Source organism: Enterococcus sp. 4E1_DIV0656, assembly GCF_002140695.1.
In the GTDB taxonomy this organism is placed as follows: Bacteria; Bacillota; Bacilli; order Lactobacillales; family Enterococcaceae; genus Enterococcus_D; species Enterococcus_D entomosocium.
Map to the genome: position 1 here is coordinate 1,766,097 of NZ_NGLF01000001.1, position 6,030 is coordinate 1,772,126.

At 42.5% G+C, this 6,030-nt stretch carries 7 protein-coding genes; 6 read left to right on the forward strand and 1 reads right to left on the reverse strand.

All coding sequences use genetic code 11. The features are described from left to right. Positions 1 to 62: 62 nt before the first annotated feature. From hisH to hisIE, 4 genes are read left to right on the forward strand one after another with little or no spacing between them, the layout of a single operon-like run. On the forward strand, positions 63 to 686 hold the full coding sequence (hisH, locus tag A5882_RS08365) for an imidazole glycerol phosphate synthase subunit HisH (RefSeq protein ID WP_016620585.1): 624 nt from the start codon (positions 63 to 65) through the stop codon (positions 684 to 686). Beyond that, entirely contained in the window at positions 683 to 1,402 is a 720-nt protein-coding gene (hisA, locus tag A5882_RS08370; protein ID WP_016620586.1) for a 1-(5-phosphoribosyl)-5-[(5-phosphoribosylamino)methylideneamino]imidazole-4-carboxamide isomerase, read from the forward strand. Before hisH ends, hisA begins: the two co-directional genes overlap by 4 nt. Next, the gene (hisF, locus tag A5882_RS08375; protein ID WP_086316936.1) at positions 1,399 to 2,157 is read left to right on the forward strand and encodes an imidazole glycerol phosphate synthase subunit HisF; all 759 of its coding nucleotides are present in this window, start codon (positions 1,399 to 1,401) and stop codon (positions 2,155 to 2,157) included. Before hisA ends, hisF begins: the two co-directional genes overlap by 4 nt. Positions 2,158 to 2,195: 38 nt before the next feature. Next, a complete protein-coding gene (gene hisIE / locus A5882_RS08380) occupies positions 2,196 to 2,828 on the forward strand; it encodes a bifunctional phosphoribosyl-AMP cyclohydrolase/phosphoribosyl-ATP diphosphatase HisIE (protein ID WP_005237439.1) in 633 nt (210 codons plus the stop codon). A gap of 131 nt (positions 2,829 to 2,959) precedes the next feature. Here hisIE and A5882_RS08385 read toward each other — a convergent pair whose 3' ends face one another. Next, the gene (locus A5882_RS08385) at positions 2,960 to 3,409 is read right to left on the reverse strand and encodes a DUF305 domain-containing protein (protein ID WP_086372652.1); all 450 of its coding nucleotides are present in this window, start codon (positions 3,407 to 3,409) and stop codon (positions 2,960 to 2,962) included. A gap of 258 nt (positions 3,410 to 3,667) precedes the next feature. Between A5882_RS08385 and A5882_RS08390 the strand changes: the two genes are divergently transcribed. Both A5882_RS08390 and A5882_RS08395 read left to right on the forward strand, forming a co-directional pair. Further along, positions 3,668 to 4,141: a DUF1456 family protein gene (locus tag A5882_RS08390; protein WP_008377143.1), complete on the forward strand. Its 474-nt coding sequence runs from the start codon at positions 3,668 to 3,670 to the stop codon at positions 4,139 to 4,141. 390 nt (positions 4,142 to 4,531) lie between these two features. Next, positions 4,532 to 6,030: MucBP domain-containing protein (locus A5882_RS08395; protein ID WP_176462011.1), on the forward strand; the 1,499-nt coding region annotated here is incomplete at its 3' end.

Below are 6,030 nucleotides of genomic sequence, written 5' to 3' on the forward strand. Positions count from 1 at the left end.
TGAGGGGGAAAATGATTACGTATCTTCCACACAGAGGGATGAGATAAGGAAAGGGGCGTATTATGTTAGCAATCATCGACTATGGGGTCGGAAATTTGTTCAGCTTGTCTCGTTCGCTGGACTATTTGGGTGTTGACTGCCAAATCACGCGTTCACTAGCAGAATTAAAAGCTGCCGACCGCATTCTTTTACCCGGCGTAGGCGCTTTTGGCGATGCCCGCCAAAAGTTGGCAGAGTTGTCGCTGATCGAACCGATCCAAGAATTGGCAGCAGCTGGCAAACCCTTTTTAGGCATTTGTTTAGGGATGCAGCTGTTGTTTGATAGTAGTGAGGAGTTTGGCACACATGCGGGGCTCGGTTTGATTCCAGGACGGATCGTTTCCATGCAAAGCGCCTTTGAAGAAGCCAAACTGAATCTGAAAGTGCCGCAGATTGGTTGGAATCGGCTGACTGTCAGAAAGGAAAGTCCTCTAGTCAGCGGACTAGGGGAACAAGACTTTGTCTACTATGTCCACAGTTATTTTGCTACTGATTGCCAAGAGTATGTCATAGCAGACAGTGACTATGGTCTAGCAATTCCTGGTATCGTGCAAAATGGCAATGTCTTCGGCACTCAGTTTCACCCAGAAAAAAGTGGGGCTGTCGGGTTGAAGATTTTAAAAGCATTTACGGAGGTGCCGCTATGAAAATTTTTCCAGCAATCGATCTGTTAGATCAAAAAGTGGTCCGTTTGTACCAAGGAGACTATGAGCAAAAAGAAGTGTTTGGGGATGATCCAGTGGCATTTGCTCGTTCATTTGAAGAAGAAGGTGCCAACTATCTGCACCTCGTCGACTTAGATGGTGCCAAAGCTGGCGAACTCCATTACTTTGATGTCGCAAAAAAAATCGTTCAGCAAACCAATCTGTTTGTCGAAGTTGGCGGCGGGATTCGTGAGGAAGAAACGATCCAGCATTGTTTGGCAGCAGGCGTTCATCGGGTGATCCTCGGCACGATTGCCCAGAAAGACCCAGCATTCACAAAAGCGATGCTCAAGAAATACGGCAATAAGATCGCGATTGGGGTCGATGCCAAGGAAGAAAAAGTGGCCGTGGAAGGCTGGCTCGAGAAAACGGCAACAGACGCGTTTACTTTTTGCCAACAATTGGTGGAATGGGGAGCGCAAACGATCATCTTTACCGAAATCTCGCGTGACGGTACAGGAGAAGGCATCAATCTGCCCTTATACGAAAAACTCAATCAATTGGATTGCGACATCGTGGCTTCTGGCGGCGTGGCTTCATTGGCAGATATCAAAGGATTAAAACAGTTGGGCATCTCTGGCGTGATCGTCGGAAAATCATTATATAACGGCAGTCTCCAATTGGCGGATGTCTTAGCAGCAGGGGAGGAAAGGTCATGATCGCCAAACGAATCATTCCTTGCCTTGATGTGCGAGATGGGCGAGTCGTGAAAGGGGTCAACTTTGCTGGCTTAAAAGATGTCAATGATCCGGTGACTTTGGCGCGTTTTTACAATGAACAAGGCGCCGATGAGCTGGTTTTTTATGACATTACTGCTTCTGCAGAAGAACGCGGCTTATTCACGGACATTTTGCAGCGCGTGGCGTCAGAAGTGTTTATTCCTTTGACGGTGGGCGGTGGCATCAATCAAGTAGCAGATTTTGAGCGAGTCTTAAACTGTGGCGCCGACAAAGTCAGCGTCAATTCGGGAGCGCTTCGCCGACCTGAGCTGATCGCAGAAGGCGCGAAACGCTATGGCAGCCAGTGCGTTGTTTTATCCGTTGATGTTCGCCGTGTCGGTGAGAACTGGCATGTGTTTGCCAAAGGCGGACGGGAAGATACAGGCTTAGAAGCATTGGCGTGGATTCACCAAGCTGAGCAGTTAGGTGCTGGTGAACTAGTCATCAACAGCATGGATACCGATGGCGTGAAGCAGGGGTTTGATCTCGACTTGCTGAAAGCTGTCAGCGAAATCACCAAATTACCGATCGTCGCATCCGGTGGTGCTGGCAAAAGTGCCGATTTTATCGAGCTGTTTCAATTGCCAAATATTGAAGCAGGGTTGGCAGCCTCGATTTTTCACTATGGCGAGGTAAAAATCCCAGAGCTAAAAAAACAATTACAGGCCGTCGATATTCCCGTACGAACCGTATAGCGTTGGCGTTTTGACAGGCAATAGAAGGAGTGGATAACATGGTGCAAGTACGATTTGATAAACAAGGATTGGTTCCAGTGATCGTGCAAGATGTGGAAACGAATGAAGTTTTGACCTTGGCTTATATGAACCAAGAAAGTTTGACCTTGACCTTGAAGGACCGATTGATGACCTTTTATTCCCGCAGTCGCCAAGAATTGTGGCGCAAAGGAGAAACTAGCGGCAATTACCAGCATTTAGTATCATTGACCGCAGATTGCGATCAAGATGCCTTAGTCGCCAAAGTAAAAAAAGACGGACCTGCTTGCCATACAGGCACAGAAAGCTGCTTTACAGAGGTGCTTTATGGTACAAAATCCTCTCCAACCATCGATGCGTTGTATGAGCTGATAAAAGGTCGTAAAGATACGCCACAAGAAGGCAGCTATACCAGCTACTTGTTTGAAAAAGGCAGTGAAAAAATCTTGAAAAAAATCGGCGAGGAAGCAACCGAGGTCGTAATTGGGGCGATGAAGGAAGACCGTCAAGAAACCGTTTATGAGATTGCTGATTTGGCGTATCATACATTGGTTTTAATGGCAGAAATGGGGATTGATTTAGCGGCTATTCGCCAAGAGCTTGCCAAGCGTCATGTTGTGGATAAGAAAGTCAAACAAGAGCGGATGCAATAACGGTCAGGATTTTTCAGTAGAAAGAAAGTAGCTGACGATAAAAAAGAAGCCCTTCAGCTATTGCTTGAAGGGCTTCTCATCCGTGAGGAAAAAGTTGATCTGCTGGTTCTTTAAGTGAGCACATAAAATTGCTATTTGTTTTCTAACTCTTCGATCAATTCTTTCATTTCTTTGATTTCTTTTTCCTGTGCGTCGATGATTTTTTCTGCAAGTTCTTTTACTCTTGGATCAGACAAATCGGCATTTTTACTGGTTAGAATCGCAATCGAATGATGGGGAATCATGGCTTTCATCCAGGCTGTATCTCCCACGGCAGTTTGGCTTCTGACCATAAAAAGTGAACTAAAAAAGAGTACAACACTGACAACTAGAATGCCGATATTCATTTTCTTGTTGTCATACATCTTCCACATAAACAATAGCATGATGATCGCCATCATCGCGCCCATCATAAGTGCCATAAACAGGCGGGTTTGGCTGAAAAAAATATGATCGAGGGCATAGACATTGAAATACATCATACAAAACATAATCACCGTCGATACCCCAATCATTACCAAAAATTTCCCATACTTCTTCATTTCTTTCCTCTCCCTTTTGTATACAAAATAAAAACAATAAAGCAATCCAAAACATCATCGTAATAGATGCTTTTTTTTGTTTATTGTTTTGTTAGAATAAATTTACTCCCTAAATCAAGTATAGCGGAGGAAGTAGAATGAGAGAAGCGATATACATTTGAACGAAAACAATGGGTTCTTAGAGTAAAAAAGCGAAAACGGGATTACTCGTCTAGGTTTATTTGTTATAATCAACCTAAGAAATGGATGGTGTATAGAATGAATCACAATGATCGCTTGACGCGTTTACGCTATGCTTTGGATATCAAAGATACTGACATGGTGAAAATTTTTGAACTTGGCGGCGCTTCTTTCACGAAAGAAGAAGTAAGACAATTATTGAAGAAAAAAGACCCTGAGACCTACGAGATTGAGTGTACCAATGAAGCCTTTGAGCGTTTCTTAAATGGTTTGATTCGCTCGCAACGAGGAACAAAGTCAGATGCTGCAGAACCTGTCTTAGAGTTGAACAATGGCAATGTGAATAATTTGATGCTGAAGAAAATAAAAATCGCCCTTTCGCTAACAACGGATGAAATGCTGAACATTTTCGAGCAAGCGGGAGTTAAGGTTTCAAAAGGTGAACTGGGCGCCATTTTACGCAAAGAAGGCCATCGCAATTACAAGCCATGCTTAGACAAATATGCCCGCAACTTTTTAAAAGGATTGACGATCGAGTATCGGGATAACTAGTAAAAAATCAATAATAGACTGAACTTACAATGGGGCGCCTAAAGAGATGCATGTTATGTGTCTCTTTTTATGTGTGTAAAAATAACAATTTAAATAAGTGATTGTAGCGCTGACCGAGTCCAAGCTTGGAGCATGAAGAAGCAGGTTAAGTGAACGATCTGATTGCTTGAATAACCTGTTCGTTGAAACCTGACAAGTTTGGTCATTTCTGATACAAATGTTGACGTGTTCAGAATGATGAACCATGCAATACTATCAAAATGAACAGGAGCATCCTGTGTCTAAAGGTTGTAATTAACAAGTCATCACCATCATCAGAAGGCGAAGTTTGTATATAGGTGAAAGATAGGAAAGCGTATCGTATTTAAACGAATATAAAAGGAGAATGTTATGAAAAGTAAATTTTGGGGCTATTTGTCATTGGCGATCTTGTTAAGTCAGCCTGTGTTGGCACCTTTGGCACAAGTTATGGCTGAGGAACAGGAAACCATTCCATCAAACAAGGAAATAACGACACTAGGAACATTAGAAAAAGTGGAGGAGACTACTGAAACAGTCGCTTCTTCTCGTATAGAAGAATTCAACGGGGACACCACAAGTAACTCAGAATCGCAAGAAGTGTTTAATGATGATGAGAAAAATGGCTCGACGGAAAGTACAGAAAAAAAACTACCTGATTCAAGTGAAGACACAGCTAGCTTGGCAACCGAATCGTCAGCAGAAATGAAAGAGGCATTCTCTGATCGCAGCGTTTCATTGGACGCTTGGATGCCGGATAAGAATTTGCAAAATGAGGTAGCGAAAGGGCTAAACAAAACAGTTGATACAATCACTCAAGAAGATATGGCGAATCTAAAACAGCTAGATTTTTCTTCTTTAGTCAAAGACACAGTAGTCGATTTTACTGGCTTAGAATACGCTAGCAACTTACAAGCGTTATATACGACGTCTATTATTGCTGCGAATGTTCCCAAAATCACTATGGCGGAAAATGCAACTTTGTTTACCCGTCCTAATGTACTAGCACAAATTCTTCCAAAAGGATCTTTTTCAAATATCCACATAGGAAATTATGATGCCTATTTGACAGCCCAAGAATTAATTGGGGTTGGTCAATATCTTAGTGGGTGGGTTACAGATTATCTGACGGTCTATGCAAGTAGCATGACGGATTTTTCTAAGTTAGAGCTATCTGCAGAACACCATCAAAATTCCCAACTATCTATTATGACTCAGGAGAAAATACTATTAGAGCCAATGTTAGTAAAAGACGGCCAATCTGATGTTCTTTATAAAGACCGTATGATGGTTGATACCCAAGGAAATGCGTTGCTCTCTTCTTTGTCCAACAAAAAGTATTCTTATTCGATTCGGGGGATAGATAAAAATGGCTATATCTTTCCCTTATATGAAAATGATGGGTTCGAATTGACTGAAGAAGGGATTCAATTTAAAAATATTCCCGCCAATGTTGATTATTTATCAATCACTTCTCTTGTTCCTAATCGTTTATCCACCGAGAGAGCTGCTAGTACAGGTACCATTCAATATTTAGTGAATTATCAAATACCAGTGAAGTATGTGAATACTGCAGAAGATGTGACCGTCAAGTATGTTGATGAAAATAAAAAGACATTGTTACCAGACGTCACTTTATCAGGGGTTGTTGGTGAACCGTATACGACACAAGAAGAGCCGATTGCTGGCTATACATTGAAAGAAATCCAAGGGGATAAAACAGGTACTTTCAGTGATACCTCGCAAGAAGTCGTTTATGTATACAAACGCAGTGATGCCGCACCCGTGACAGTAAGATACGAAGATACAGAAGGCAATCAGTTAGCCGAACCAACGATTCTGAACGGCAAAGTAGGTTTGCCGTATGAGAG